The organism is Leucobacter ruminantium (genome assembly GCF_017565705.1).
Lineage (GTDB): Bacteria > Actinomycetota > Actinomycetes > Actinomycetales > Microbacteriaceae > Leucobacter > Leucobacter ruminantium.
The window spans coordinates 16,889-42,619 of sequence record NZ_JAGDYL010000014.1 but is presented as its reverse complement, the minus strand read 5'-3'; the positions used below and the strand labels follow the sequence as shown (position 1 = coordinate 42,619).

Annotated in this window: 28 protein-coding genes; 20 read left to right on the top strand and 8 right to left on the bottom strand. The window is 69.9% G+C overall.

The genetic code is table 11. The features are described from left to right. The first annotated feature begins 54 nt into the window (after positions 1–54). The 9 genes from J4H91_RS09120 (at position 55) to J4H91_RS09080 (ending at position 9,178) form a co-directional block, all read left to right on the top strand. On the top strand, positions 55–1,467 hold the full coding sequence (locus tag J4H91_RS09120; RefSeq protein WP_208045954.1) for an APC family permease: 1,413 nt from the start codon (positions 55–57) through the stop codon (positions 1,465–1,467). Positions 1,468–1,686: 219 nt separating this feature from the next. Continuing rightward, the gene (locus J4H91_RS09115; protein ID WP_208045953.1) at positions 1,687–2,358 is read left to right on the top strand and encodes a response regulator transcription factor; all 672 of its coding nucleotides are present in this window, start codon (positions 1,687–1,689) and stop codon (positions 2,356–2,358) included. Between the two features lies 1 nt (position 2,359). After that, positions 2,360–3,733, top strand: a complete 1,374-nt coding sequence (locus tag J4H91_RS09110; protein WP_208045952.1) for an ATP-binding protein — start codon at positions 2,360–2,362, stop codon at positions 3,731–3,733. Continuing rightward, entirely contained in the window at positions 3,733–4,689 is a 957-nt protein-coding gene (locus J4H91_RS09105) for a TAXI family TRAP transporter solute-binding subunit (RefSeq protein WP_208045951.1), read from the top strand. Before J4H91_RS09110 ends, J4H91_RS09105 begins: the two co-directional genes overlap by 1 nt. A 266-nt stretch (positions 4,690–4,955) precedes the next feature. Continuing rightward, a complete protein-coding gene (locus J4H91_RS09100) occupies positions 4,956–5,702 on the top strand; it encodes an amino acid ABC transporter ATP-binding protein (RefSeq protein ID WP_424960837.1) in 747 nt (248 codons plus the stop codon). A 57-nt stretch (positions 5,703–5,759) separates the two neighbouring features. Then, on the top strand, positions 5,760–6,668 hold the full coding sequence (locus J4H91_RS09095) for a glutamate ABC transporter substrate-binding protein (protein WP_208045950.1): 909 nt from the start codon (positions 5,760–5,762) through the stop codon (positions 6,666–6,668). 58 nt (positions 6,669–6,726) lie between these two features. Continuing rightward, the gene (locus tag J4H91_RS09090) at positions 6,727–7,383 is read left to right on the top strand and encodes an amino acid ABC transporter permease (RefSeq protein WP_208045949.1); all 657 of its coding nucleotides are present in this window, start codon (positions 6,727–6,729) and stop codon (positions 7,381–7,383) included. Next, a complete protein-coding gene (locus tag J4H91_RS09085) occupies positions 7,380–8,312 on the top strand; it encodes an amino acid ABC transporter permease (RefSeq protein WP_208045948.1) in 933 nt (310 codons plus the stop codon). Before J4H91_RS09090 ends, J4H91_RS09085 begins: the two co-directional genes overlap by 4 nt. A gap of 77 nt (positions 8,313–8,389) precedes the next feature. Continuing rightward, positions 8,390–9,178: a sulfite exporter TauE/SafE family protein gene (locus J4H91_RS09080; RefSeq protein WP_208046001.1), complete on the top strand. Its 789-nt coding sequence runs from the start codon at positions 8,390–8,392 to the stop codon at positions 9,176–9,178. Between the two features lie 145 nt (positions 9,179–9,323). On the opposite strand, the gene greA is transcribed toward J4H91_RS09080, so the two are convergent. Together greA and J4H91_RS09070 are read right to left on the bottom strand one after the other, a co-directional pair. Continuing rightward, positions 9,324–9,809, bottom strand: a complete 486-nt coding sequence (greA, locus tag J4H91_RS09075) for a transcription elongation factor GreA (RefSeq protein WP_208045947.1) — start codon at positions 9,807–9,809, stop codon at positions 9,324–9,326. Positions 9,810–9,962: 153 nt separating this feature from the next. Further along, positions 9,963–10,427, bottom strand: coding sequence for a DUF4307 domain-containing protein (locus tag J4H91_RS09070; protein ID WP_341783498.1), 465 nt, complete (start codon positions 10,425–10,427; stop codon positions 9,963–9,965). Positions 10,428–10,512: 85 nt separating this feature from the next. On the opposite strand from J4H91_RS09070, the gene mca reads away from it, so the two are divergent. Genes mca through recQ form a run of 3 tightly spaced genes read left to right on the top strand, consistent with a single transcriptional unit; the run spans position 10,513 to position 13,783 of the window. Continuing rightward, the gene (gene mca, locus J4H91_RS09065) at positions 10,513–11,382 is read left to right on the top strand and encodes a mycothiol conjugate amidase Mca (RefSeq protein WP_208045945.1); all 870 of its coding nucleotides are present in this window, start codon (positions 10,513–10,515) and stop codon (positions 11,380–11,382) included. After that, on the top strand, positions 11,379–11,705 hold the full coding sequence (locus J4H91_RS09060) for a hypothetical protein (protein ID WP_208045944.1): 327 nt from the start codon (positions 11,379–11,381) through the stop codon (positions 11,703–11,705). The genes mca and J4H91_RS09060 overlap by 4 nt, the downstream gene beginning before the upstream one ends. 11 nt (positions 11,706–11,716) lie before the next feature. Continuing rightward, positions 11,717–13,783 carry a DNA helicase RecQ gene (gene recQ / locus J4H91_RS09055; RefSeq protein ID WP_208045943.1) on the top strand — a complete coding sequence of 689 codons (2,067 nt, stop codon included), beginning with the start codon at positions 11,717–11,719 and terminating at the stop codon, positions 13,781–13,783. 139 nt (positions 13,784–13,922) lie between these two features. Here the strand turns inward: recQ and J4H91_RS09050 are convergent, their stop codons facing one another. After that, complete coding sequence (locus J4H91_RS09050) at positions 13,923–14,828, bottom strand: NAD-dependent epimerase/dehydratase family protein (protein ID WP_208045942.1); 906 nt, start codon at positions 14,826–14,828, stop codon at positions 13,923–13,925. 125 nt (positions 14,829–14,953) lie between these two features. Here J4H91_RS09050 and J4H91_RS09045 point away from each other — a divergent pair, with 125 nt between their 5' ends. Next, complete coding sequence (locus J4H91_RS09045; RefSeq protein WP_208045941.1) at positions 14,954–15,712, top strand: TetR/AcrR family transcriptional regulator; 759 nt, start codon at positions 14,954–14,956, stop codon at positions 15,710–15,712. Between the two features lie 71 nt (positions 15,713–15,783). Then, complete coding sequence (locus J4H91_RS09040; protein ID WP_208045940.1) at positions 15,784–16,269, top strand: hypothetical protein; 486 nt, start codon at positions 15,784–15,786, stop codon at positions 16,267–16,269. A 69-nt stretch (positions 16,270–16,338) separates the two neighbouring features. Here the strand turns inward: J4H91_RS09040 and J4H91_RS09035 are convergent, their stop codons facing one another. Together J4H91_RS09035 and trhA are read right to left on the bottom strand one after the other, a co-directional pair. Then, complete coding sequence (locus tag J4H91_RS09035; protein ID WP_208045939.1) at positions 16,339–16,566, bottom strand: hypothetical protein; 228 nt, start codon at positions 16,564–16,566, stop codon at positions 16,339–16,341. Between the two features lie 82 nt (positions 16,567–16,648). Continuing rightward, positions 16,649–17,449 carry a PAQR family membrane homeostasis protein TrhA gene (gene trhA / locus J4H91_RS09030; RefSeq protein ID WP_208045938.1) on the bottom strand — a complete coding sequence of 267 codons (801 nt, stop codon included), beginning with the start codon at positions 17,447–17,449 and terminating at the stop codon, positions 16,649–16,651. Between the two features lie 95 nt (positions 17,450–17,544). Here trhA and J4H91_RS09025 point away from each other — a divergent pair, with 95 nt between their 5' ends. The 3 genes from J4H91_RS09025 (at position 17,545) to J4H91_RS09015 (ending at position 20,329) form a co-directional block, all read left to right on the top strand. Then, positions 17,545–18,330 (top strand): isoprenyl transferase, encoded by a 786-nt coding sequence (locus J4H91_RS09025; RefSeq protein WP_341783497.1) that lies wholly within the window; start codon positions 17,545–17,547, stop codon positions 18,328–18,330. A 338-nt stretch (positions 18,331–18,668) separates the two neighbouring features. Further along, on the top strand, positions 18,669–19,982 hold the full coding sequence (locus J4H91_RS09020; protein WP_208045936.1) for an amidohydrolase: 1,314 nt from the start codon (positions 18,669–18,671) through the stop codon (positions 19,980–19,982). Between the two features lie 8 nt (positions 19,983–19,990). Beyond that, positions 19,991–20,329 carry a hypothetical protein gene (locus tag J4H91_RS09015; protein WP_208045935.1) on the top strand — a complete coding sequence of 113 codons (339 nt, stop codon included), beginning with the start codon at positions 19,991–19,993 and terminating at the stop codon, positions 20,327–20,329. A gap of 80 nt (positions 20,330–20,409) precedes the next feature. Here J4H91_RS09015 and J4H91_RS09010 read toward each other — a convergent pair whose 3' ends face one another. Together J4H91_RS09010 and J4H91_RS09005 are read right to left on the bottom strand one after the other, a co-directional pair. Next, the gene (locus J4H91_RS09010) at positions 20,410–20,901 is read right to left on the bottom strand and encodes an S-ribosylhomocysteine lyase (protein ID WP_208045934.1); all 492 of its coding nucleotides are present in this window, start codon (positions 20,899–20,901) and stop codon (positions 20,410–20,412) included. A 115-nt stretch (positions 20,902–21,016) separates the two neighbouring features. Next, positions 21,017–21,304: a hypothetical protein gene (locus J4H91_RS09005; protein WP_208045933.1), complete on the bottom strand. Its 288-nt coding sequence runs from the start codon at positions 21,302–21,304 to the stop codon at positions 21,017–21,019. A 356-nt stretch (positions 21,305–21,660) separates the two neighbouring features. On the opposite strand from J4H91_RS09005, the gene J4H91_RS09000 reads away from it, so the two are divergent. The 3 genes from J4H91_RS09000 (at position 21,661) to J4H91_RS08990 (ending at position 24,636) form a co-directional block, all read left to right on the top strand. Continuing rightward, positions 21,661–22,221, top strand: coding sequence for a phosphorylase family protein (locus tag J4H91_RS09000; protein ID WP_208045932.1), 561 nt, complete (start codon positions 21,661–21,663; stop codon positions 22,219–22,221). Between the two features lie 81 nt (positions 22,222–22,302). Then, a complete protein-coding gene (locus J4H91_RS08995; protein ID WP_208045931.1) occupies positions 22,303–24,075 on the top strand; it encodes a bifunctional 3'-5' exonuclease/DNA polymerase in 1,773 nt (590 codons plus the stop codon). An 18-nt stretch (positions 24,076–24,093) separates the two neighbouring features. Then, positions 24,094–24,636: a YaeQ family protein gene (locus tag J4H91_RS08990; RefSeq protein WP_208045930.1), complete on the top strand. Its 543-nt coding sequence runs from the start codon at positions 24,094–24,096 to the stop codon at positions 24,634–24,636. Positions 24,637–24,715: 79 nt separating this feature from the next. On the opposite strand, the gene J4H91_RS08985 is transcribed toward J4H91_RS08990, so the two are convergent. Further along, positions 24,716–25,711: a hypothetical protein gene (locus J4H91_RS08985; RefSeq protein WP_208045929.1), complete on the bottom strand. Its 996-nt coding sequence runs from the start codon at positions 25,709–25,711 to the stop codon at positions 24,716–24,718. Positions 25,712–25,731 lie beyond the last annotated feature (20 nt).

The window sequence follows — 25,731 nt, the reverse complement described above, 5'->3', positions numbered from 1 at the left end:
ACGAGAGCCCGGAACCCGAAATGACAGAGCAGCCACAACGAAGTGAAGGAATCCATGTCCACTCTCCCCTCCCACTCCGGAGTCGCCGCGGGTGATGACCAGATCGCGCACGCCATCACCGGCGAGCCCGGACAGTTGAAGCGCACGCTGAAGCTGCGCCACCTGGTCTTCATCGGCCTCGCCTACATGGCCCCGGTCGCGGTGTTCGACCTCTTCGGCATCGTCTCCGACGAGACCGACGGCCACGTGCCGCTCGCGTACCTCGTCGTGATGGTCGCCGTGCTGTTCACCGCCTTCAGCTATTCGCGCATGGTGCGCTTCTTCCCGATCGCGGGCTCCGCCTACACCTATGCGAAGGAGGCGATCAACGCGCACCTCGGCTTCCTCGTGGGCTGGGCGGCGACGCTCGACTACATCCTCCTGCCGATGGTCAACGCGATCCTCTCGGGCATCTACATGGGCGCGATCTTCCCCGATGTGCCGTTCTGGATCTGGGTGGCGCTCACCGTCGCGATCTGCACGGTGCTCAACCTCGTCGGGGTGAAGCTCTCGGCGAACCTCAACATGGCCTTCGTCGTGATCCAGCTGATCGTCGCCGTCGTGTTCGTGGTGCTCACGGTCGTCAACATCTCGAACGGCGCGAACGGCGCGGAGTTCAGCGTGCGCCCGTTCTTCTCGGAGGACATCCAGCTGGTCTCGATCACGGCCGGCGCGGCACTGCTCGCGCTCTCCTTCCTCGGTTTCGACGCGGTGTCGACCCTCGCGGAGGAGGCCGAGCGGCCGACCCGCGACATCCCGCGCGCGATCTTCATCATCGTCCTCGTCGCTGGCGCGTTCTTCCTCTCGGTCTCGTACGTGATGCAGGTGCTGTTCCCCGATGTGTCGCTGCTCGAGGACGTCGTGGGCGCCTCGCCCGAGATCGCGAAGTACATCGGCGGCGCCGCCTTCCAGGCCGTATTCGTCGGCGGCTACATGATGGCCGTGCTGGCCTGCGGCATCACGCAGCAGATGAGCGCCGCACGGCTGCTCTACGCGATGGGTCGCGACGGGGCACTGCCGAAGCGCCTGTTCGGGAAGGTGAACCCGCGCACCGGCGTTCCCGTGGCGAACGTGCTGCTCATCGCACTCGTCGCGCTGACGGCGACCTTCGTCGATCTCGATCAGGCGACCGCGATGGCGAACTTCGGCGCGTTCCTCGCCTTCACCTTCGTGAACCTGTCGGTCATCTTCGTCTTCTTCCGCTTCCTGAAGCGCCGCAGCCTCGGGCTCTGGCTCGGCTTCGTCGCCGTGCCCGCGGTCGGCGTGGCGATCAACGTGTGGCTGTGGCTCAGCCTCGATCCGCTCTCGAAGGTCATCGGAGGGATCTGGCTGGTCGCCGGTCTGCTCTTCCTCGTGGTGAAGACGCGCGGCTTCCGGGCGCCCGCGCCCGACCTCACGGGCCCCGTCAACATCTCGATGTACGAGTAACCGGATCCCGAGCTCTCCGTCCGCGGGACGCCCCGGCCCACCCCGACGAGATCGACGCTTTCAGCGAGACCGACTGTTTCAGAGCCACGGGAACCGTCGGTCTCGCTGAAAGCGTCGGAGTCGGCGCAAGAGGCGCGGGGGAGAGGCGCCGGGCCGGCGGAGGCTAATCTGGGGGTGTCGGGCAACACCCGGCGTGCCCGGGAACCGCTGGAGACCGAGATGAAGATCCTGATCGTGGAAGATGACGAGCGCGTCGCCGACGCGCTCGGCGCCTATCTGCGTCAGGCCGGCTACACGACGGTCCGCGCGGCGGACGGCGCTTCCGCGCTCGAGGCCGTCGGTCCCGACACCGAGGCCGTGCTGCTCGATCTCGGCCTGCCGGACATGGACGGCCTCGACGTGTGCCGGCGCATCCGCGGCTTCTCGGGCGTGCCGATCATCGTGGCGACGGCCCGCAGCCACGTGGAGGAGCGGATCAGGGGCCTGCACGCGGGGGCCGACGACTTCGTGGTGAAGCCCTACGATGTGCGCGAGCTCATCGCGCGGATCGAGGCGGTGACGCGTCGAACGCACGCCCTGCCTGTGGACTCCGAGGAGACGTCGGGCATCGACATCGACGGCATCTACTTCGACTTCGTGAATCGCCTCGTGCTCGCGGGCGACACCCCGGTCGATCTCACACCGAAGGAGTTCGACATCGTCGCGGTGCTCGCGCGGTACCCGGGCGTAGTGGTGCCGAGGGATCGCATCATCCGCGAGGTCTGGGGCACCGACTGGAACGGCTTCAGCAGATCCCTCGAGGTGCACGTCGGCTCGATCAGGCGCAAGCTCGACAGGCCGTCCCTCATCGCGACGGTGCGCGGCGTGGGCTACCGATTGACCGGGGTGTGAGGTGCGCAAGCGGCTGATCATCGTCTTCCTCGTGCCGATGACCGTGATCCTCCTGGCGCTCGCCGGCGCCTACGCGTGGAGCGTCGCGCGCAGCATCCAGCAGGAGGTCTCGAACCAGCAGCTCGGCGATCTCAGCTACTTCCTGACCGGCGCCAGGCAGGCGCTCCGCGCCGGCGCACCCGATGTGATCGAGGGCGAGCTCAGACGCTACAGCGAGCTCTACGACGCCGAGGTCGCCGTGTTCGACCGCTCGGGTGCGCTGTGGGCGTCGGGCGGTCTGGAGCCGGGCGAGCTGGGGGAGGAGGCGACCGCGCAGCTCGGCCTGGCGCTCTCGGGCCGCCGCAGCGAGCCGGTGCAGACGGTGCTGCCGTGGTCGCTCGGCGAGACGACGGTGGTCGAGCCGGTGTTCGACGACGGCATCGTGATCGGCGCGGTGGTGATCTCCGCGAGCGCGGAGCAGCCGCGCAGCGAGATCCTGACCCACTGGCTGGCGCTCATCGCCGTGTGCATCGCGATCGTGGCGCTGCTGGTGCTCGCGGTGTTCAGGCTCGCCAGCTGGGTGCTGCAGCCGATGCATCGGCTCGACGAAGCCATGGCCGCGATCGAGCACGGCGAGATGAACGCCAGGATCTCCGACGACACGGGGCCTCCGGAGACCCGCAGCATGACGCGGATCTTCAATCAGATGGCCGAGGAGATCGAGCGTGTCATCTCGCGGCAGCAGGAGTTCGCGATGAACGCCTCCCACGAGCTGCGCAACCCACTGGGCGCGCTGCTCATGCGGGTCGAGTACCTGGCGACGGGGCTCGACGAGAGCTGGGACGACGACGTCGAGAAGACCCGCGAGGAGGGCAGGCGCATGTCTCGCATCCTCGACACGCTGCTCGGCATGGCGCGCGCGGGTCGGGCGGACTCCGTATTCGCGGTCGTGGACCTGGTCGACGTCGTCACGGCCAGGGTCGCCGCGTGGCGCCACGTCGCCCGCGAGCGCGGGGTACGGATCGCCGTGAGCGCTCCGGCCGCCGCACCGGCGCTCACCGACCGCACGGCGGTCGAGAGCGCCTTCGACGCGGTGATCGACAACGCGCTGAAGTTCGCGCCGCGCGGCACGGAGGTCGATGTGACGGTCGCGGTGCCGGGCGAGGAGTGCGAGATCGCGGTGAGGGATCGCGGCCGCGGCCTCGAACCGGAGGAGCTGGAGCGGGCGACCCGCCGCTTCTGGCGCAGCGCGCGCGATCAGAACGTTCCGGGGTCCGGGCTGGGGCTCGCCATCGCGACGGATCTGATGCACGCGCTGGGAGGCCGGATCGAGGTCTCGGCCCCCGGTGGCGGCGGGCTCAGGGTCGCGCTGCATCTTCCGGCGGGGGAGGTGTGATGCGGAGGCTCGTGCGGATGGTCGCGGCGCTCGCCGCGACGGTCGTCCTGGCCGCGCTGGCGGGGTGCGGCGGCGCGCAGTACGCCGATGGGAAGTCGTACCGGATAGCGGGAGGCGGCACGGCGGGGGTCTACTACGCCTACGGGGAGCGCTTCGCCGAGGAGCTGCACCGCGGCCTGGGCCTCGATATCTCGGTGTCCGAGACTCGCGGCTCGGTCGACAACCTGCTGCGCGTCGGCTCGGGCGACGCCCTGCTCGGATTCGCCCAGGGCGACACCGCGGCGGATGCGATCGCGGGCGTCGGCGCCTTCGACGAGCCGCTCCCGGTGCGGGCGGTCGCGCGCGTCTACGACGAGTACGTGCACATCGTGGTGCCCGCCGACTCCGAGATACGCGGGATCGCCGAGCTGCGTGGCCGTCGGGTATCGCTCGGAGCCTTGAACTCGGGGGTCGCCGTCATCGCCGAGCGCGTGCTCGACTCCTCGGGCGTACCGGTCGACGCCTTGGACAACCCGGCCCTCGGTCTCGACGACTCGATCCGGGCGATGGAGGCGGGGGAGATCGACGCGTTCTTCTGGGTCGGGGGTCTGCCGACCCCGGGCATCGAACGGCTCTCGGAGGCCATGCCGGTGCGGATGCTGTCGATTGGGGCCGACACCGTCGAGGCCGTCAACGCGGGGCATGCCGGGGTCTACCGGATCGCCGACTTCCCGATCGGCGCCTACGGCATCGAGACCTCGAGCGAGACGATGACCGTGCCGAACTACCTCGTCACCTCGGAGAGCGCCCCGCACGATCTCGTCTACGACGTCGCGGGGGTGCTCTTCGCATCGCGGGCGTCGATCGCGCGCTCGGTGCCCGCTGCGGCCTTCCTCGACAGGCGACAGGCGATCTTCACGGAGCCCATGGCGCTGCACCCCGGCGCAGCCGACTACTACGTCGACACACGCCGATGAGGGGCGCCTCAGCGCGCCCGCGGGACGCGCGATAGGGCGTCGCGAGCGCTCGAACGGGCGAAGCTCAAGAAACGCTCAAGCACACACTCAAGAAAACCTCAAGGCCCATGACGGCGAGGGATCCCTCCCCTAGCTTGGGGCTGATCGGTTCGACGAGGAGCAGACGCCGCACCCGGAGACGGGGCGGATGCTCATCGGAATCGGCGCAGCCCGGCAACACACCTGAAGCGTCCCGCGCGGCAGGTCAGGATCCAAAGGTGGACATGATGAGTGCGAGCGAACCGCTGGTCGTCGTGGAGAACGTGCAGAAGCACTACGGCGACTTCCAGGCGCTGACCGACATCGATCTCACGATCGAACGGGGCGAGGTCGTCGTGATCATCGGCCCGTCCGGCTCGGGCAAGTCGACCCTGTGCCGCTCGATCAATCGCCTCGAGACCATCACCAGCGGCTCGATCCGCATCGACGGCAGGGAGCTTCCGGCGGAGGGCAGGGAGCTTGCGAAGCTGCGCGCCGAGGTCGGCATGGTCTTCCAGTCGTTCAACCTCTTCGCGCACCTCACGATCCTCGAGAACGTCACACTCGGCCCGATCAAGGTGCGCGGCATGAAGAAGGCCGACGCCGAGCGGGAGGCGATGGAGCTGCTCACACGCGTCGGCGTGGAGAAGCAGGCTTCGAAGCTTCCGGCCCAGCTCTCCGGCGGCCAGCAGCAGCGCGTCGCGATCGCACGATCCCTCGCCATGCACCCCAAGGTCATGCTCTTCGACGAGCCCACCAGCGCGCTCGACCCCGAGATGATCAACGAGGTGCTCGACGTCATGGTCGGCCTCGCCAAGGAGGGCATGACGATGATCGTCGTCACCCACGAGATGGGCTTCGCGCGCAAGGCCGCCGACCGCGTGGTCTTCATGGCGGACGGGCAGATCGTCGAGCAGGCGACGCCCGAGGAGTTCTTCACCAACCCGAAGAGCAGCCGCGCCAAAGACTTCCTCTCCAAGCTCATCACCAACTGAGGCTCAGGGGATCGCGCCGCGGTGCGATCCCTCGCCACCGATCGAAAGGAACGCACCATGCGATTCAAGAAAGCACTCGCCGCAGTCGGCCTCCTCGCCGCCGCGACGCTGACGCTCGCGGGCTGCAACAGCGGCAGCCCGGCGGCCCCGGGCGGCTCGGGAGACGACGCGGCGAGCAGTGAGACGCCGTGGGAGGTCGCCGAGGGCTTCACGCTCGAGGGCAGCCCCACCTTCGACAAGATGGAGGAGCGCGGCAAGGTCGTGATCGGCGTCAAGGAGGATCAGCCGAACCTCGGATACCTCGACAATGTCACGGGCGAGCGCAGCGGCTTCGACGTCGACATCGCCCGCTGGATCGCCGCCTCGCTCGGCTTCGACGAGGATCAGATCGAGTACAAGGCGATCGCCTCCGCCAACCGCGAGCAGGCGATCGTGAACGGCGACATCGACTACTACGTCGGCACCTACTCGATCAACGACAAGCGCAAGGCCGACATCGACTTCGCCGGTCCCTACTTCATCACCGGCCAGGGTCTGCTCGTGAAGCAGGGCGACACCGACTACCAGTCGCTCGAGGAGCTCGACGGCAAGACGGTGTGCTCGGCGACGGGGTCGACGCCCATTCAGAACATCAAGGAGAACTTCCCCGGTATCAAGACCCAGGAGTTCGACCTTTACTCGGCGTGCGTCGAGAGCCTGCTGAACGGGCAGGTGGATGCCGTGACGACCGACCAGGCCATCCTCATCGGCTACGCCGCGCAGGATCCCGACAACCTCATGGTGACGAGCGGCCCGCTGCTCACCGAGGAGAAGTACGGCGTGGGCCTGCCCAAGGGCGACGACGTGCTGCGCGCGCACATCAACGACCTCTTCACCGACGGCGGCGACGTCTGGGATGCGGTCTTCGAGCGGAACCTCGGCGACTCGGGCATCAAGGTCGAGCAGCCCGAGGTGGACGCCTACTGATCCGCGCGTCCGGGGGCGGGCCACCGCCCCCGGACGCACTGCCTAAGGAGGAAGACGCATGGACGTCATCTTCGGGAACCTCGACCTCTGGGGAACCGCGATCAAGAACACGCTGCTCGTGTTCTTCGGCGGTGGCCTGCTCGCCCTCGGGCTGGGCATCATCGTCGGGGCCATGCGCGTCTCGCCGGTGCCGATCGCGCGGGGCGTGGGCACGCTCTACGTGACCCTCGTCCGCAATACGCCGCTGACGCTCGTCTTCTTCTTCTTCGTGCTCGGCTACCCCGCGCTGGGACTGCCCAAGATGAGCACGCTCGTGCTCGGCATCCTCGCGATCGGCATCTACACGGCGACCTACGTGGCCGAGGTGCTGAGGGCCGGCATCAACACGGTGCCGGTCGGGCAGGCCGAGGCGGCACGCGCGATCGGGCTGCCGTTCGGGCAGGTCATGTCGCTCGTCGTGCTGCCGCAGGCCTTCCGCTCGGTCGTGCCGCCCATGATGAGCGTGTTCATTGCACTGCTCAAGAACACGACGGTCGCCGCAGGATTCTCGGTGGCCGAGCTCGGTGCGCTGCGCGCCACGATCAACGACGCCGCGGGCCGCCCGGGCAGCCCCATGGAGGTGCTGCTCTGGGTCGCGCTCGTCTTCGTGGTGCTGGTGATGATCCTGAGTTTCGCCCAGAACCGCCTCGAGAAGAAGTGGAGGATCGCGCGATGAGCACCTCGGTCCTGTATGACGTACCCGGCCCGCGCGCCATCCTCCGCAACCGCGTGATCGCGGTGATCACGGTGGTCGGCGTAGGAGCGATCGTCGCCTTCATCCTCTACCGCTTCGCGCTCTCGGGGCAGTTCTCCGCGACGAAGTGGGGCATCTTCACCTACACGGCCATCTGGGAGCAGATCCTCCGCGCGCTCGGCAAGACCCTCGCGGCCTTCGGCCTCGCGGCGGTGCTGAGCGTGGCGCTCGGCTTCGTGCTCGCGATCGGCAGGCTCTCCGACCATGCCTGGGTGCGCGCGCCGTTCACCGCGGTCACCGAGGTATTCCGCGCGGTGCCCGTGCTGGTCATGATGATGCTGCTCTACTACGGCCTGCCCTCCGTCGGCGTGAAGATGGAGCCCTACTGGGCCGTGGTCATCGCGCTCGTCGTCTACAACGGCTCGGTGCTCGCCGAGGCCCTGCGTGCGGGCATCGAGTCGCTGCCGCGGGGACAGAAGGAGGCCGGCTACGCGATCGGCCTGCGCAAGAGCGGCGTGATGCGTCTCGTGCTGCTGCCCCAGGCAGTGCGCGCGATGCTGCCGGTGATCGTATCGCAGCTGGTCGTGACGATGAAGGACACCGCGCTCGGTTTCATCATCACCTACCCCGAACTGCTCTATCTCGCGAAGCAGCTCTCGAGCAACGTGCAGTTCGGGCGCCCCCTGCTGCAGTCGGCGTTCGTCATCGGCGGCATCTACATCGTGATGTGCCTGATCCTCTCGGGGCTCGCGAGGTGGCTGGAGAAGCGCCTGAGCCGCAGCCCGAGGGCGAAGGCGCGCGCGGGCACCTCGACGGCCACGGTGCCGGTGCAGCCCGGAGACCCGAGGCTCCACCCCGGCACGGTCACGGAGGTGATCGCGACGCAGCGGGACGAGGGCAGGGCTCCCTGACCCCCGAGCGCTCGATGAGGGATCGCGAGCGAGTGTGAAAGGCTGTGCTGGTGGATCCGACGACCGCTGCGCCCCTCCTGCTCCCCGAGGGCGGGGACTGGACCGCGCTCGCGCTGCTCCTGGCCGCTGCATTCGCCGCGGGCTGGGTCGACGCAGTGGTCGGAGGCGGCGGTCTGCTGCAGCTGCCGGCGCTCCTGCTGCTCCCCGGCATCACGCCCGTGCAGGCGCTCGCGACGAACAAGCTCGCCTCGGTGTTCGGCACGGCGACGAGCAGCGTCAGCTACTACCGCAGCGTGAGGCCGGGCCTGCGCACGGCGCTGCCGATGGCTGCGGTGGCACTGCTCGGTTCGTTCGGCGGCGCGTCGGTCGCCGCATACCTGCCCGCGCAGGTGTTCAAACCGATCATCGTGTTCGCGCTGATCGCGGTCGCACTCATCACGCTGTTCAAACCGGCGATGGGGGCCGTGACGCGGCTCAAGCATCGCGGCTCCCGCCACGTCGTGCTCGCCGGGGCGACCGGCGCAGCGATCGGCTTCTACGACGGCATGCTCGGGCCAGGCACCGGCACCTTCCTCGTCATCGCGCTCGTCGGGCTGCTCGGCTACGACTTCCTGATGGCGAGCGCGCAGGCCAAGATCGTGAACTTCGCGACGAACCTGGGTGCGCTGCTGTTCTTCATCCCGCTCGGCGCCGTGCTGTGGCCGCTCGGACTGCTGATGGGCGCGGCGAACGTCGCCGGAAGCCTGCTCGGCTCGCGCATGGCCATCGCCCGGGGCGCCCGATTCGTGCGAGCGCTGTTCCTCGTGATCGTCGCCGTGCTGATCGTGAAGCTCGGCTTCGACATCTGGAACGAGAGCAGGGGGTGAGGGATCGGCGGACGCTCCCGACCGACCGCCCCGCCCGCGCCGTTACGCGCGCAAGGGGTCGCGTTCGGGGGTTTCGAGCTGGTCGAAACCCCAGAACGCGACCCCTTGCGCGAAGAGTCGATGGCCGGCGGACCCGGCCGGCGCCTCAGCCCGTGTAGGTCTCGACCGCGAGCACCTTCACCGGGATCTGCTTGCCGTTGGGAGCGGCGTAGCTCGTCTCCTCGCCGACCTTCATGCCGAGGATCGCGACGCCGAGCGGGCTGTCGGCGCTGTAGACGTCGAGGTCGGATCCGTCGGCGAGCTCGCGGCTGCCGAGCAGGAAGCGCTCTTCGTCGCCGAAGACCTCGGCCGTGACGACCGTGCCGATCTCCACGACGCCGCTCGCCTCGGGCGCCTCGCCCACAACGGCGTGCTTCAGCAGCTCCTCGAGGTCGCGGATGCGCGCCTCCATCTTGCCCTGCTCGTCCTTCGCCGCGTGGTAGCCGCCGTTCTCCTTGAGGTCGCCCTCCTCGCGGGCGGCCTCGATGCGGGCCGCGATCTCGCGGCGACCGGTTCCGGTGAGCTCGTCGAGTTCGCTCTTCAGCCGGTCGTACGCCTCCTGCGTCAACCAGGTCTGTGTGGGCTCGGCCATCGTCGGTCCTCGTTTCCGTTCGGGTGTCGATGCGTGCGGGGCCGCGTGCGCGGATAACACGAACGCCCCGAGAAGCTCAGGGCGCCCGTTCAGGGTAGCAGGCGGCGCGCAGAAGGCGCTGAGGCTCGCGGGTTGCGATCCCTCGCCCCTGTGTTAGCCCTCGAGGACCCAGCACTCTCTGACGTGCGCGGCGGTGGCCGGGCCGATCGTGAGCAGCTTCGTCGTGATCGTGTGCGAGCGCTGCTCGGTGACGGGGAGCTCGATCACGTTCCACCCCACGACGGCCTTGGACGTGCTGAGCGCCTCGACCGCGCACGCGACCGGCGCGCCGGGCGGAGCGCTCACCGCGAACTTCACCGATACCTCGAAGTCGCCCTGCTTCGCGAAGCCGATGCTCTGGGTTTCGATGCGGCCGCCCTCTTCCCAGCCGCTCCAGAGCAGGAACACGACGCCGGCGAGCACCAGCAGTGCCGCCGCACCCCAGCCGAAGCGCCGGTCGACGCGGACCCTTCGGCCCGTGCCGTAGCGGTCGTCGAGACCGTTCCCGGATGTCGCAGAGCCCTGCGGAGCCCCGGTCCGGGGTTCGTCGGGGGCCGCTGTGCCGAGCGCCTCTGACACGGGAACCTCCGAACTCCGCTGGGTAGACTGTGTGCCTGTGCCAGCGTATCGGGAACGCCCGGGAGGCACTTGTGAAAGGACGCGCATGACGCTCAGGCTGATCGCCGTACACGCGCACCCCGATGACGAATCGAGCAAGGGTGCCGCGACGTACGCGCACTACGTCGACCAGGGCGCCGAGGTGCTCATCGTCAGCTGCACGGGCGGCGAGCGGGGCGATGTGCTCAACGAGCTCGTCGCGCGCGACCCGAAGAGCCGCCGCGACCTCGCCGGCCTGCGCCGCGAGGAGATGGCCCGCGCCCGCGACATCATCGGCTTCCAGCACCGCTGGCTCGGGTACCAGGATTCGGGCCTGCCCGAGAGCGGCGAGCCGGTTCCGCCCGGCTCCTTCGCCGATATCCCGATCGAGGTCTCGGCCGAGGCGCTCGTGCGGGTGGTGCGCGAGTTCCGCCCGCACGTCATGATCACCTACAACGAGCAGGGCGGCTACCCGCACCCCGACCACATCCGCTGCCACGAGATCTCGAAGCGCGCCTGGGAGCTGTCTGGCGACGCCGAGAGCTACCCCGATGCGGGCGAGCCCTGGACCATCAAGAAGCTGTACTACGAGGCGATCTTCAATGCCGACCGAGTGAACCGCATGCTCGAGGCGCTGCGCGACCGCGAGCCCGAGTCGCCGCTCGTCGCACAGTTCGCCGACCTGGCCGAGCGCTTCGCGCTGCGCCCCTCCGACAGCACCGCGAAGATCGACGTCGGTCGTTTCTTCGAGCGCCGCGACGAGGCGCTGCGCGCGCACGCGAGCCAGGTGCCGCCCGACAGCCCGTTCTTCTTCTGGCCCAACGAGCTGCAGCGCGAGGCGTGGCCGTTCGAGGATTACCGGCTCGCGGCGTCGCGGGTCGCGACGAGCGAGTTCGAGGCCGACCTGTTCCAGGGCATCGAGGAGGAGAGCGAATGAGCGCGCTGCAGACCGCGTGGGCGGCCGTCGCACGGATGGCCGAGGACGACACGGAGTTCGATCCGGCGATCGTGACGCCGGGCGTCGAGGGCTTCATCTTCACGGGGCTGTTCGCTGCCGCGGTGATCGTGCTCGGCATCGTGCTCGTGCGCAGACTGCGCCGCAACGCCTACCGCGCCGAGGTGCGCGAGCAGATCGCCGAGGAGCTGGCGGGGCGCGGCGAGGGCGCGGGCGATGCCTCTGACGCTGGGGCCGGCGAGGATGCGGATGCCGGGCGCGATTCCGGCGAGGGATCCGCCGAGGCGCCCGGCGCCGACAAGTAAGGCGGGCCTCCATGAGCGGCGGAGGCTGGAGCGACGATCCCCCCTGGGGCGACGAACCGGGATGGGGCGACGACGAGCGTTGGCCCGGCGAGGCCTATGGAGCTCCACCGCCCGAGAGCGCAGGGTTGCGCGGCGGTGCCGCGGCGTCGGGAGCGACGGGCGGTCGGGGACTCTCCGATCCCTCGCCCGCCGATCGCGGCGCGCCCGCCGAGCCGACCATGGTCGGCCGCGATCCGCTCGAGGTGCTCTCCGAGGTCTTCGGCTACGACTCGTTCCGGGGTGAGCAGGAGGACATCGTCCGGCACGTGATCGGCGGCGGGGACGCCGTCGTGCTCATGCCAACCGGCGGCGGCAAGTCGATCTGCTACCAGATCCCGTCGCTCGTGCGCGAGGGCACCGGGGTCGTGCTGTCGCCGCTCGTGGCGCTCATGCACGATCAGGTCGCCGCGCTGCGGCTCGCGGGCGTGCGCGCGGCGGCGCTCAACTCCGCGCTGGGTCTCGACGAGCGGCGCGAGGTCGAGCGGGCGTATCTCGCGGGCGAGCTCGACGTGCTCTACCTCGCGCCCGAGCGCCTGTCCGCGCCCGGCACGGTGGAGCTGCTGCGACGCGGGCGCATCGCGCTGTTCGCGATCGACGAGGCGCACTGCGTGTCGCAGTGGGGCCACGACTTCCGCCCCGACTACCTGCGGCTCGGCGCGCTCGCCGAGCACTGGCCCGACGTGCCGCGCATCGCCCTCACGGCGACCGCCACGCCCGAGACCCACCGCGAGATCGCGGAGCGCCTGCACCTCGACGGCGCCAGGCACTTCGTGTCGAGCTTCGACCGGCCGAACATCCGCTACCGCATCGAGTCGAAGCAGAACGCCCGCGCCCAGCTCATCTCCTTCGTGCGCGGCGAGCACGCCGGCGAGGCCGGCATCGTGTACGCCCTCAGCCGCAAGCGCGTCGAGCAGACCGCGGCCGCCCTGCGCGACGCGGGAGTCGACGCCGTCGCCTACCACGCCGGCCTGCCCGCGTCGGAGCGGCTGGAGGCGCAGACCCGCTTCCTGCGCGAGGACGGCGTCGTGGTCGTCGCGACGATCGCCTTCGGCATGGGCATCGACAAGCCCGACGTGCGCTTCGTCGCGCACATCGACCTGCCGAAGTCGATCGAGGGCTACTACCAGGAGACCGGCCGCGCCGGGCGCGACGGGCTGCCGTCGGAGGCGTGGCTCGTCTACGGGCTGCAGGACGTGGTGCAGCAGCGGCAGATGATCGAGTCGAATGATGGCGACGCGGCCACACGAGCGAACCAGACCCGCCATCTCAACCAGATGCTGGCACTGTGCGAGGGGGTGGAATGCCGCCGCGCATTCCTGCTGCGCTACTTCGGTCAGGATCCCTCGCCTTATGCCGAGACAGGCGGCCCGTACCGCTGCGGCAACTGCGACGTCTGCCTGAACCCGCCGAAGACGTGGGACGCGACCGTGCCCGCCCAGATGCTCATCTCGACGATCGTGCGCACGCAGCGCGAGCGTGGCCGCACCTTCGCCGCGGGGCAGCACATCGACGTGCTGCGCGGCGTCGGCTCGGAGCGCGTGACGCAGCTGCGCCTCGACGAGCTCACGACCTGGGGCATCGGCGCCGAGTGGTCGGTGGCCCAGTGGCGCGGCGTCGTGCGGCACCTGCTCGCGACCGGCCTGCTCGAGGCGCGAGGGGAGTGGGGCGTGCTCGCGCCCGCTCAGGCCGCGCTCGCGGTGCAGCGCGGCGAGATGCCTGTGCTCATGCGCGAGGAGGTCATCGTGCGGAGCGGCGGGCGTTCCCGATACGGATCCGGCGGGGGTGCGAAGCGCTCCGCGGCGGCAGCCGAGCTCAGCCCCGAGCAGGCGGAGGTCTTCGAGCGCCTGCGCGCCTGGCGCGCCGGGGAGGCGAAGGAGCAGGGCGTGCCGGGCTACGTCGTGTTCGGCGATACGACGCTCGCAGCGCTCGCCGTGCACCGCCCCTCGACCGATGAGGAGCTGCTCGCGATCTCCGGCATCGGCCAGGTGAAGCTGGAGCGCTACGGGGCCGCGGTGCTCGGGGTGCTCGCGGCGGGGTGAGCGGAGGCCCCGGCGCGTTGTCGGTCCTCCTCTCAGCGTCGGCTCGTGCTTCTCTGCGCTCGACGGCCCTCTGAGTTTCTGCGCTCGATGGCCCTTTGCGGTCGGCAGTAGATACTCGAGATCCTCGAGCCTAGGACATCTACCGCCTATCCGAGGCGGCGAGCACGTCGCCCCAGGGCGTCGGCTCGAGCCCGAGTTCGGCTGTGAGCCGGCCTGGACGCAGCTCGCTCGGCGCCGACCAGAGATAGCGCTGCCGGAACAGCTCGCGCGCGAGGGGCGAGACCGCGCCGCCGAGCGCGAGCGCCGCGGCAGGGATCCTGCGGACCGGCCCCGCGGTCCTGCCTGCGGCCGCTGCGGCGTCCCGGGCCATCTGTCGTTGGGACAGCGCGGGCGGGACCGGCGCCATGAGGACCGTGTCGCCGGCCGACGCGAGGGGAACAGCGGCTGCCATCGCGCGGGTGAGGTCCGGGATGAAGGTGACGGCGTGGGGAGCATCCGGATCTCCCAGAACCCAGGTCGTGCGCCCCGCCGCGGCCGGCCCGAGGACCGTCGCGAGGATCACCGACGCCTTCGGGTCCGCCGTGGGCCCCACGAGATCCGAGGCGACGATGCTCGCCGTGCGGGCAGGGTGCGCGGCGCGGGCCGCGAGGAGCTCGGCGCGGACCCGCCCGAGCGGGGAGACCGGAGCGAGCGGGGCGCTCTCCCGGAGGTCGCGCGCTCCGTGACCGAAGGCATAGACCGATTCCGGGAAGATCACCGGGATGCCGAGCTCTGACGCGACATCCATCACCACCCGCTCCCGATGCGGCAGTTCGCGCCGCCAGGCCGCCTCGGAGTAGGGCGCGTGGATGCAGTGGAAGATCGCGTCGGCGCCCGCGGCGGCGGCACGGAGGGTTTCGCCGTCGCCCGCGTCGCCGCTCACGACGCGGGCACCTCGCACCGCTGTGGCGCTTCGTCGCAGCACGACGACCTCGTGGCCGGTAGCGGAGAGGTCGTGGGCGAGTTGGGTGCCGATCTGGCCGGCTCCGGTGATGAGGGCGCGCATGGGTCTCCTTCTGTGAGCAATGCTCTCTATTAGGCCGAGCATCACGGTAATGGGGTCCCGGGGTAAAATCAAGAGCAGCGCTCTCTGAATTGCATCGGGAGTCTCAGGAGTGCCAGACTGGCGGGATGGACCGTCCTCGTCGCACGCATGCCGAAGCCCGGGCGCGCATGCGCGAGGGGATCCTCAGGCTGGGCCGGGAGCAGCTGGCGCAGTCGGGCGCCGCAGGGCTCTCCGTGCGCGAGATCGCACGCGGACTCGGGGTCGCCTCCTCGGCCATCTATCGGCACGTCGCGAGTCGCGATGAACTGCTGACGCTGCTGCTCGTCGACGCCTACACGGCGCTCGCCGAGGCCGCCCTGGCGGACGTCGACCCGGCGGCTCCTCCCATCGAGCGGCTTGCCACGATCGCGCGCGGGATGCGCGACTGGGCGGTCGTCCATCCCGCGAGCTGGGCGCTCGCCTACGGCTCACCCGTTCCGGGCTACGCCGCGCCCGCCGAGCAGACGACGGGACCCGGTACGCGGGTCATGGCGGCGTTCATGGAGGTGCTGCTGCTCGGTCGTGAGCAGCGAAAGGGTGCGGGCCGGGCGTCGGCCTTTCGGGTCTCGCCGCCGGTGTCGCCCGGGCTGGCCGCCGAGATCGCCGCGGGAGCAGCGGAGCTCGGCTTCGAGGAGGGGGGCGAGGGCGACGCCGATGCAGCCGCGGCGGACCCCGGGTTCGCGGCCGACGCCGTCGAGGCGTGGACGGGACTCGTCGGGCTCGTCAGTGCCGAGGTCTTCCAGCAGCTCGGCCCCGACCTCGCCCGCCACGGCTCCGAACTGCTCGAACGCTGGATCGCGACGACGGCCGACCGCTTCGCGCTGCGGGGATCCCTCGACGACTGACTAGACTGTCCGAGGGTTCACCCCTCGTCTGATGAGCATCGGGCGGAAACCACACCGGATGGAGAGAACAGATGAGGAACACCTCGATTGCCCGTATCGGCGGCGCGCTCGCCGCGGCCGCGCTCACCGTCTCCCTGGCGGCGTGCTCCGGCGGTCAGAGCGTCGCGGAGGCCTGCAAGACGGCAGACAACGCCATGCAGGAGGTCAACGCGAACACCAGCACCATGCTGCAGGAGGCCATGTCGGGCGACGCCGACTACGCCGAGCTGTTCAAGCCCGTGCAGGAGGCGCTTGACAACGCCGAGTCGCAGGTCACGAACGAGGAGGTGTCGGCCGCCCTCGGCGACGTCAGCACCGAGTTCGACGGGCTCGTAGATGAGCTCTCGGGCCTCGAGATCCCGAAGATGGATGACATCGATCCGACGGATCCGGCGGCGATGGAGAAGCTCAACCAGATGCAGGCCGACATGGAGGCCGCCTCCACCTCGATCCAGGAGCGCGCGGACGCCCTCACCAAGGCAGGTCAGAACCTCACCGAGGTCTGCAGCGCAGGCTGATCGAGCGACCGCTGCACGCACTCGGCCCCGTCCGCCTTCCCGGTGGATGGGGCCGAGGTCTGTCGGCGCCTAGGTGGCCCGGAGGAGCTGCGGTCGGGGCCCTTCGAGTCGCGCGACCGACACCTTCACCTCGTTGAGGTCTGCGGCGAGGGCGCGCGCCTCGTCGCGCACCTCCTTCACCTCTCCGCGCACGTCCTTGATCTCTCCGCGCACGTCCTTGATCTCCTCGCGCACCGCCTTGAACTCCTCGCGCACCTTCTCGAACTGCTGGTCGACCTGCCTGAACTGCTGATCCACCTGCTCGAATCGCAGTCGGGATAACTCTCTCCGAATCGCGCTCTCTCGGCGGCTGTGAGGGGAGAATGTCTCGGAACCGGCGCTACCTCAGGTAGACGGGGTCGAGTGCCACGAGCAGTGCCGCGGTCCAGTGGCACAGGAACGCGATGACTGTGAGCGAGTGGAAGATCTCGTGGAAGCCGAAGACTCCGGGTACCGGATTCGGGCGTTTGACGCCGTAGACGACCGAGCCGAGCGTGTAGAGCAGGCCACCCACGATCACGAGCACCATCGCAGCGGCGTTGGCGTGGTAGATGTCGACGACGAACATCACCGCAGCCCACCCGAGCAGCACGTAGAGGGGCACGTAGAGCCAGCGCGGCGAGCCGATCCAGAATACGCGGAAGCCGATGCCGAGGAGCGCGCCTGCCCATACCAGCACGAGCAGCAGCACCCCTTTGTCGAGGGGGAGGGCGAGCAGCGCGATCGGGGTGTAGGTGCCCGCGATCAGCAGGAAGATGTTCGCGTGGTCCAGGCGGCGGAACACCTGCTTCGTGGTCGGCTTCCAATTGAAGCGGTGGTAGAGCGCGGATACGCCGAAGAGCAGCATGCTCGAGAGCATGTAGACCGCCGATGCCCACTTCGCGACGGCCCCGTGCGCGAGGCAGATGAGCACGATGCCCGCCGCGACGGCGATGGGGAACATTCCGGCGTGGATCCACCCGCGCCAGCGGGGCTTCGCGTCGTTCGTGGGAGCGGCGTCGGGAGCGCCGGGGCGGCCGCGGGAGTGCTCGAGGGCGTCTGCGAGCAGAGGCAGCGAGAGGCTGTCGGGCTCTGGGAAGGGGCGTTCGACGTGCGGGCGCTCCGCGTCGTGGTCGTGCTGGGCTGCGCCGTGCGGGGTCATAGCTCCGAGTGTATGTTCACGACAGATCGACGTCGGCATATATGTAGGGGATGGCCAGGAAACGAACGCCGCGATTCGGGCGATACACTCTGAGGGTGAATCCCCAGCCGCCGACGCCGCGCACCGGACTGCTGTACCGGCTCTATCAGCGGCGTCTGCGCCGAGAGATCGACCCGGCCCGTGTACCCCACCACATCGCGGTGATCGTGGACGGCAACCGTCGCTGGGCCAAGCAGCGGTTGCAGGAGCGGGCGTCGTTCGGCCATCGCGCCGGGGCGCGCAAGGTGCCCGAGTTCCTCGAATGGTGCGAGGAGGCCGGTGTCGGAACGGTCACCCTCTACCTGCTCTCGGCCGACAATCTCAGGGCGAGGGATCGCCAGGAGCTCGAGGACCTGCTCGGCATCATCGGCGATCTCGCCGCCGAGCTCGCCGCGAACCCGCGCTGGCGGGTGAAGCACGTCGGATCGTGCGAGGGGCTGTCTCCCGAGCTCACCGCTGCGCTCCGGTCGGCCGAGGAGGCGACCGCCGACCACGACGGGCTGCACGTGAACCTCGCCGTCGGCTACGGCGGGCGCAGCGAGATCACGGAGGCGATGCGCAGCGTGATCGCCGCGCACCAGGCGGAGGGCGGCACGATCGACACGCTCGCCGAGCGGCTCACCCCCGAGATGATCGGCGAGCACCTGTGGACGCGCGGTCAGGCGGACCCCGACCTCGTGATCCGCACCTCGGGCGAGCAGCGGCTCTCCGACTTCATGATCTGGCAGTCGGCGCACTCCGAGTTCTACTTCGTCGAGGCGCTGTACCCGGATCTGCGGCAGGTCGATCTGCTGCGGGCGCTGCGCGACTACTCGTCGCGGCAGCGCAGGCTCGGCGCGTAGGCGCGTAGGCGCGTAGGCGCGTAGGCGCTCGGCGGAGCCGGCCTGCCCGCGTCTGCCCCCCGCCGGCCTGCCCGCGTCTGCCTGCCCCCGCCGGCCTGCTCCCGCGTCGGTCCTCTCCCGCGCCAACCCCTCCCCGCGCTGCCCCATTCACGCACGAGGTGAGGGCTTATGCACGAGATGAGGGTCTCTGCACGTTGCATCAGCCCCCATCTCGTGCGGAAGGCCGCATGTCGGGCGGCTGGCGGGCGACGCGGAAGGCCGCGTGTCGGCGCAGGCGGCGGGCGGCGCGGCGGGCCCGCACGTCGACGCGGGAGCGGAAGATCGGCGATGATGGAACGATGAATCCTGCACCCGAGACCGTCATCCGCGCCGATGCGATGCTGACCCCGGATGGGCCGATCGCAAACGCGGAACTCGCATTCGACGCGAGCGGCCGCATCACCTACGCGGGATCCCTCAGGACGGGATCGGCCGTGACCCACGACCTCACGGGCCATGTGCTCATGCCCGGCCTCGTGAACGGACACACCCACTCCGCGATGACGCTGCAGCGGGGCGTCTCGGACGACGAGGGCTTCATGCCGTGGCTTGCGATCGTGCAGGGCATCGAGCAGCGGCTGACCCACGACGACCTGGTGGCCGGGCTCGAACTCGCGCTGCTCGAGATGATCGAGACGGGCACGGTCGCGTTCGCCGACATGTACTTCTGGGATGAGGCGCTGGTAGAGCGCGTGCGCGCCGCGGGCCTGCGCGTGTTCGCCTCGCTCGCCTGCTCGAACGCGGAGCACGTCGCCTACCCGTCGGTGTCGAGCTGGACCGGCGCCGAGGTGCTCGCGGAGACGGAACGCCTCGCCGCCCGCTACGCCGACGACCCGCTCGTGCGCATCGGTTACGCTCCGCACGCGCCGTACACGTGCACGCCCGAGTTCCTGCGCGACGTGCGGGAGCGGTCGCTGCGGCTCGGCATCCCAGTCCACACCCATATCTCCGAGTCCGCGGCCGAGGTCGCGCAGATCACCGAGCAGCACGGCATGACGCCCGGCGCCTATCTCGATTCGCTCGACTTCTTCGACGCGGAGGTGCACGCGGCGCACTGCGTGCACCTGACGGGCGGAGAGATCGCGCGGTTCGCCGAGACGCGCACGTCGATCAGCCACAACCCGGTTTCCAACCTCAAGCTCGGCAACGGCATCGCTCCGCTGCCCGAGATGATCGACGCCGGCGCCAGGCTGAGCATCGGCACCGATTCGGTCGCGAGCAACAACTCCCTCGACCTCTTCGAGGAGCTCAAGCTCTCCGCCATCCTGCACCGGGGAGCCCGGGAGGACGCGGCGGCCGTCCTGGCTCCGACCGTGCTCGACATCGCGACGCGCGGGGGAGCGGAGGCGATCGGCTTCCCGGAGTCGGGAGCGCTGCGGGTCGGCGCGTTCGCGGATGTGATCGCGCTCGACGTGACGGGGGCCTCGGCGGCGCCGTTCACTCCCGAACGGTTGGTCTCGCACCTCGTGTTCGCGGCGCGCGGCGCCGATGTGCGGCACGTGTTCGTCGGCGGGCGCCACCTCTACGCCGACGGCGAGCACCTGACTCTCGATGCCGCCGATATCAGGCATCGGGCGCGGGCGGCGCGCGAGCGCCTTGTGCCGACGGAATAGGGATCGCCGTGCGCCGCTTCCTGATGCTCGCCTCGAACCGGCTGGTCCTCGAGCCGGGTGCGCCTTACCTCTACCCGTACTCGGTCGACGTGAGCGTGAGCCCGCTGCCCGCGAAGGTCGGCTTCTCCGAGGGTGACGCCCACGGCGCGCACGGGAGCGTGGTCTGCCTCGATGAGGCGCTCTCCGGGCGGTGGGACGAGCACTTCGCGAAGGCCGAGGCTGAATGGCTCCTGCCGTATCTGCTGCGGCTGCAGGCCGGAGGGCGGGTCGAGGAATTCGAGCTCATCGCCGACTTCGAGCGGCGCAACGGATACGCCCCGCGCACGGTGGAGTCTCAGGGAGAGTAGGGATCCCTCGCCCTCGGCGGTGCGAAGAGGCAGGAGGCATCACGCACCAGCTGACTGAAGCTGGAGTTGGGCGCTCCCTCTTACGCGATCTCGGAGCGATCGAACGCGTCGAGACTGATGCCCTGGTCGAGCACCTGCTTCGCCCACTCCTTCGCCGAGTGCAGGCTGTGGTCGCGGTAGTTGCCGCAGCTCTCGGCGGTGGTGCCGGGCACATCCTCCCAGGTGACGCGCTCGACGAGGTCCTCGAGCGAGCTCTTGATCGCCGCGGCGACCTCGGCCGGGGTCGGCTCGCCCCACGCGATCATGTGGAAGCCGGTGCGGCAGCCGAACGGCGAGATGTCGATCAGGCCGTCGAAGCGGGTGCGCAGCAGGCCGGCGATCGTGTGCTCGATCGTGTGCAGCCCCGCGGTCGGGATCTCGCCGGCGTTCGGCTGCACGAGCCTGATGTCGTAGTTCGAGATCGCATCGCCCTTCGGGCCGTGCTCCACGCCGATGAGGCGCACGTAGGGGGCCAGCACCTTCGTGTGGTCCAGGGAGAAGCTCTCAACCTCGGCAAGTTCGACGTCGCTCATGCGGCCAGTGTAGCGACGAGGCCGGGGCGACTTCCCGCGTGTGACGCGGGAAGTCGCCTCGGCCTCTGCCGTGGTGCGCGGGTGCGGCGGCGCGGCGGCCGCAGCGCCACCGCGGTCATGCCGCTCGGGCGAGCTCGCGGCGAGTGAGCGCGATGCGCGCGCCGGATCCCTCGGGGGACTCCGCGATGCGCACCTCCCAACCTGCGCGGTCGAGTCGGGCGAGGTCGCTGCGGGCCTCGCCCAGGCTGTCGGTGTCGACGAGATAGAGGGTGCGCCCCGAGGAGCGGTAGACGGAGCGGTGCTGCGCCCACTCGGGGATGCGCATGTCGCCGTCTCCCAGCGAGTGGTAGGGCGTGCGCTTCGGCGCGGTCGTGCCCGGTCGGATTCGGTTCTGGTTCGTCATGATGGTCCTTTCTGCGCTCGCGGCGACGACGCTCGCGAGCGGTGTGGTGCGGCATCCGTTGCGGATCGCGACGGATGTCGGCGCGCCGATCCTCGGGCCGGTTGTCTCACGGCTCGTCGTTGTGGCATCGGAACGCCGGTTTCGGGCGGCACAGCGGTAGCCGCCTACTGAGAGCCGCTGCGACCTCCGCGGGAGTCGATTTCTGCATCGCCCGGGACGGCTGGTGCCGGTGGCGCCGGGGCGGAAAACGCGGGTCTGCTGCGTGCTCAGCAGTTCAGTTTAGAACATTCTTTCGAGAAACGCTAGTGTGGGTTCGAATTCGTTTCGACGGGCGCGCCGCGCCGCTGGGAGAAGACATGGCTGAGCCGGGCACGCTGCTCGTATTCGCGCACGGCGACGAGGCGACGGCGTTCGCCGACGTCGAGCACCTGGTAACGGGCGTCGGAAAGGTCAACGCCGCCACGGCGCTGTCCGCGGCGCTCGCCGCGGGCGGCATCGAGCGGGTGGTGGTGCTCGGTACGGCCGGCGTCGTCGGAGACGGCGCGAGCCGCCTCGATCTCGACACCGTCTACCAGGTGACGGGGCTCGTGCAGCACGACTTCTCACTGCCGTCGCCGACCCTGCGCCCCGCGGGCGAGGCGTTGCTGCCGGATGCGCAGCGCACCGTGATGGCGACGGGCGACGTGTTCGTGAAGAGCGACGAGCAGCGATCCCGCATCGCGGGGCTGGGCGCGGCGCTCGTCGACATGGAGGGCTACGCCTACGCCGCCGTATGCGCGCGATTCGGCACGGCCCTGCAGATCTTCAAGATCCCATCGGACTTCGCCGACAGTTCCACGACCGACGCCGAATGGGACGAGGTCGTCTTCCGCAAGAGCGAGCAGCTGCGCGAGTTCTGGGAGCGGCGCCTCCGATAAGCCGCGCCTGCGCCTGGCCAGCCGGCGGTTGAGTCGGGAACGGGAGGCGTCGATGTCGCCGGCCGGCGGTAACGTGGTCGCGTGACCGCGGATCCCTCACCCGATGCTTCCGACGCGCCCGTCGCGCCCGGGCGCTGGTGCGTGCTCGGGCGCGGTGCGGGCGACCGCATCGGGGCCGTGGATGTCGATGCCTCCGGTCGAGCGGGCGAGCCCGTCGAGTTCACCCCGGCCGAGTTGGCCGCGTTCGTGAGGGATCGTGAGGCGTGCTCCGCGCCTCGCTGGGTGTGGAGCGACACCGTGCACTGGCTCCCGCGGCTGCTCGACGAGGGGGTGCGGATCGAGCGCTGCCACGACCTCCGGCTGACGCACGCGATCCTCCGGGGCTCGGAGTTCGTGTCCGACCGTTTGGCGCTCGCCGAGGCGACCGAGTGGAGCCGTGCGCCCGTGGAGACGGAACCGGAGTCGCGCGGGGCGGCGCTTTTCGACCTCGAGGAGGCCGCCGACTCCGCACGCACGGTGCCGCACGGCCTCGCGGAGGCGCGCGAGGAGTTCGCCCGTCAGCGCGCGGTGCTCGACGCCGTCTCGGGAGAGCCCGGCGCACGTTTGCGCCTCCTGCTCGCCGCGGAATCCGCCGGGGCGCTCGTTGCGGCCGAGATGCGCGCGGCCGGGCTGCCGTGGGACTCCGAGGAGCACGACAGGATCCTCCGGGACGCTCTCGGACCCCGCCCGGCCAGGGGTGCGAAGCCCGCGAGGATGGGGGAGCTCGCCGAGGCGATCGGCAGGGAGCTCGGTGCGCGCAACCTCTCGATCGACTCGCAGCCGAAGCTGCTGGGTGCGCTGCGGCGCGCCGGTATCGATGTGGGGTCCACATCCAGGTGGGAGCTCGCGGAGCATGAGCATCCGGCGATCGCCCCGCTGCTGCAGTACAAGAAGCTGGCGCGCCTGCTGTCGGCCAACGGATGGGCCTGGATCGACGACTGGGTGCGCGAGGGCCGGTACCGTCCCGTCTACGTGCCAGGGGGCGTCGTCACCGGCCGTTGGGCATCGAGCGGTGGTGGGGCGCTGCAGATCCCTCGCCTGCTGAGGCCGGTGATCCGCGCCGATCCGGGGTGGATGCTCGTCTCGGCCGATGTCTCGCAGCTGGAGCCGCGCGTACTCGCCGCGATGTCGGGAGATCGGGCGATGGCGGCAGCGGGGCGGGGGAGGGATCTCTACGACGGTATCGTCGAGAGCGGGATCGTTGAGACCCGACAGGAGGCGAAGATCGCGGTGCTCGGCGCGATGTACGGGTCGACGACCGGAGACAGCGGTCGGCTCGTACCGCGCCTGCGGCGGAGCTTTCCGCGTGCGATGCGGCTGGTCGACGAGGCGGCCGCGGCGGGCGAGCGGGGAGGGATCGTGACGACCTGGCTCGGGCGTTCGTCGCCCGCGCCGAGCGCGGAATGGTTCGAGGTGCAGGCCCGAGCGCAGAGGAGCGGGGCGACGGCGGCCGACGAGGCCCGTGCCCGCCGCTCGGCCCGCGACTTCGGCCGCTTCACGCGGAATTTCATCGTGCAGGGCACCGCCGCGGAGTGGGCGCTCGCCTGGCTCGCCGAGACGAGGCTGCGGTTGTCGCGCCTCCCCGAGGCCCGCGGGGCGCGGGCGACCGCCTCGGGCTCCGCGTTCTCGAGTCGTGCGCACCTCGCGTTCTTCCTGCACGACGAGGTCATCGTGCACACCCCGATCGAGCAGGCGGAGGACGCGGCGGCGGCGGTGGAGGCCGCTGCTGCGGCCGCCGGCCGGCTGCTGTTCGGGAGCACCGACGTCGATTTCCCGCTCGATGTCAGAGTCGCGGAGCGCGCGGCGAAGCACTGAGAGGTAGGCTCGTGAGTCATGGCGATTGGTGCGACGATCCACACCTTCGAGGTGCAGCTGGCCGACGTCGACCGCGGGGTCTACGAGGAGTTCTCGCTGCGCGCGGCGCGGCATCCCTCGGAGACCGAAGCGTTCATGGTGACCCGGGTGCTCGCCTACTGCCTCGAATACGAGGAGGGTATCGCGTTCGGTGCGGGAGGGATCTCCTCGACCGAGGAGCCTGCCGTGCTCGTGAGGGATCTCACGGGCAGCGTCACCGCGTGGATCGAGATCGGTGCACCCGAAGCCCAGCGTCTGCACTTCGGCAGCAAGCTCGCCGACCGCGTCGCCGTCTATACGCACCGCGACCCCGCGAAACTGCTCGCCTCGTGGGAGGGCAAGACGATCCACCGCGCGGAGGACATCGTGCTGCGCTCGTTCGATCAGGGATTCATCGACGGAGCCGTTGCAGCGCTCGCGCGGCGCAACGCCGTGTCGGTCTCGGTGACGGAGGGGCAGCTCTACCTCGAACTGGGCGATGCCGTGCTGAACACGCCGATCCACGAGCACCGCGCCGGCTGACCGGGGCCGCGCGCTCAGAAGGCTCCTGGCGACCGCACCGCTGGTGCCGCCGATCGCTCCGCGTCACTCGTGTCGGGGTTCAGCTGGTTTCGGCGGCGTACCAGCGCTCGAAGATCTCGGCGGTGACCGTTGCAAGCTCTTCGAGCCGTTCCAGAGGAACGTTCTTGGTCTTCGGGCCGATCGCCCAGCCGTCCGTGTACCCTTTCGCGAGGTAGGCGTGCTCGCCGAGGTGCTTCTGCGCCAGCGGCTTCTTCCACCTCCCGAGCGCTCGCCGGCTCGTGCCCGGTGCGCGTCGGCTGATGAGCAGCCGGTCCTCCTCTCCCGTGAGCACTTCGCGCTGAAGCGTCTTCAGGTTCTCGATCCAGATGGGCACGGAATCCGACCGCTCGGGGTCGAAGTAACTCGTCTCGTCCTCGGATACTGCGATGCCGATGTGGCTCTCGAGGCGCACGTCCTCCACCTGATCCGGCACACCGCGGCCCACGACCTGGATCTGCCCCCGGAGCGTGCGGCCGTCGGGCAGTTCGGGCGACTCGAAGACGATGGAGGGATTGCCGTTGCCGTTGCGCTCCGTCTCGATGCGCCAACCGACCAGCCGCCCCTCGAAGGAGAGCCCGTTGAGCTGCGCCTCGATGGCGACCTTGGGGACCTTGATCGCGGCGAGATCATCGATCGTGATCCGAGGGGCGATAAAACACTCCAGGGTCTCCTTCCAGCCGATCACCGGAACCTCGGGGAACTCGTCGTGGAGCCACTCGGGCACGGCATCGAAGTCGGGGACGAGCACGAAGAGCGTGTCGAGGGCCGAGCTCTCCCGCGAGATCTGGTCGCGGCCCAACTCGTGGTTGAACTTCGCTTCGATGCCGACCAGGTAGGGTTCGCCGTCGCGTTCGAACTCGAGGAGCACGTCGACCTGCTCGAGGGCTTCGCACCGTACCCGCTGCAGGGCACCGAAGCTCCGCGCGCCGCTCCGGTGTCTGAGCAGGTTCAGGAAGCGGCGGGCGTCCTGGCGGATCTCAGCGGCCAGCGCGCGGGTCGCCATCGGTTCGGTGGTGTAGATCGGTGAAAGCTCCATCCTTCAAGGGTGGCGGCGAA

Excerpts from the sequence above, each read along its gene's own strand:
- J4H91_RS09010 (WP_208045934.1), bottom strand. The coding sequence starts at position 20,901 with ATGAGCGACGTCGAACTTGCCGAGGTTGAGAGCTTCTCCCTGGACCAC.
- J4H91_RS08985 (WP_208045929.1), bottom strand. The coding sequence starts at position 25,711 with ATGGAGCTTTCACCGATCTACACCACCGAACCGATGGCGACCCGCGCG.
- J4H91_RS09100 (WP_424960837.1), top strand. The coding sequence starts at position 4,956 with ATGAGTGCGAGCGAACCGCTGGTCGTCGTGGAGAACGTGCAGAAGCAC.
- J4H91_RS09020 (WP_208045936.1), top strand. The coding sequence starts at position 18,669 with ATGAATCCTGCACCCGAGACCGTCATCCGCGCCGATGCGATGCTGACC.
- J4H91_RS09050 (WP_208045942.1), bottom strand. The coding sequence starts at position 14,828 with ATGCGCGCCCTCATCACCGGAGCCGGCCAGATCGGCACCCAACTCGCC.
- J4H91_RS09000 (WP_208045932.1), top strand. The coding sequence starts at position 21,661 with ATGGCTGAGCCGGGCACGCTGCTCGTATTCGCGCACGGCGACGAGGCG.
- J4H91_RS09005 (WP_208045933.1), bottom strand. The coding sequence starts at position 21,304 with ATGACGAACCAGAACCGAATCCGACCGGGCACGACCGCGCCGAAGCGC.
- J4H91_RS09105 (WP_208045951.1), top strand. The coding sequence starts at position 3,733 with ATGCGGAGGCTCGTGCGGATGGTCGCGGCGCTCGCCGCGACGGTCGTC.
- J4H91_RS09085 (WP_208045948.1), top strand. The coding sequence starts at position 7,380 with ATGAGCACCTCGGTCCTGTATGACGTACCCGGCCCGCGCGCCATCCTC.
- J4H91_RS09090 (WP_208045949.1), top strand. The coding sequence starts at position 6,727 with ATGGACGTCATCTTCGGGAACCTCGACCTCTGGGGAACCGCGATCAAG.
- trhA (WP_208045938.1), bottom strand. The coding sequence starts at position 17,449 with ATGACCCCGCACGGCGCAGCCCAGCACGACCACGACGCGGAGCGCCCG.
- J4H91_RS09040 (WP_208045940.1), top strand. The coding sequence starts at position 15,784 with ATGAGGAACACCTCGATTGCCCGTATCGGCGGCGCGCTCGCCGCGGCC.
- J4H91_RS09115 (WP_208045953.1), top strand. The coding sequence starts at position 1,687 with ATGAAGATCCTGATCGTGGAAGATGACGAGCGCGTCGCCGACGCGCTC.
- J4H91_RS08990 (WP_208045930.1), top strand. The coding sequence starts at position 24,094 with ATGGCGATTGGTGCGACGATCCACACCTTCGAGGTGCAGCTGGCCGAC.
- J4H91_RS09120 (WP_208045954.1), top strand. The coding sequence starts at position 55 with ATGTCCACTCTCCCCTCCCACTCCGGAGTCGCCGCGGGTGATGACCAG.
- greA (WP_208045947.1), bottom strand. The coding sequence starts at position 9,809 with ATGGCCGAGCCCACACAGACCTGGTTGACGCAGGAGGCGTACGACCGG.
- mca (WP_208045945.1), top strand. The coding sequence starts at position 10,513 with ATGACGCTCAGGCTGATCGCCGTACACGCGCACCCCGATGACGAATCG.
- J4H91_RS09045 (WP_208045941.1), top strand. The coding sequence starts at position 14,954 with ATGGACCGTCCTCGTCGCACGCATGCCGAAGCCCGGGCGCGCATGCGC.
- J4H91_RS09095 (WP_208045950.1), top strand. The coding sequence starts at position 5,760 with ATGCGATTCAAGAAAGCACTCGCCGCAGTCGGCCTCCTCGCCGCCGCG.
- recQ (WP_208045943.1), top strand. The coding sequence starts at position 11,717 with ATGAGCGGCGGAGGCTGGAGCGACGATCCCCCCTGGGGCGACGAACCG.
- J4H91_RS09060 (WP_208045944.1), top strand. The coding sequence starts at position 11,379 with ATGAGCGCGCTGCAGACCGCGTGGGCGGCCGTCGCACGGATGGCCGAG.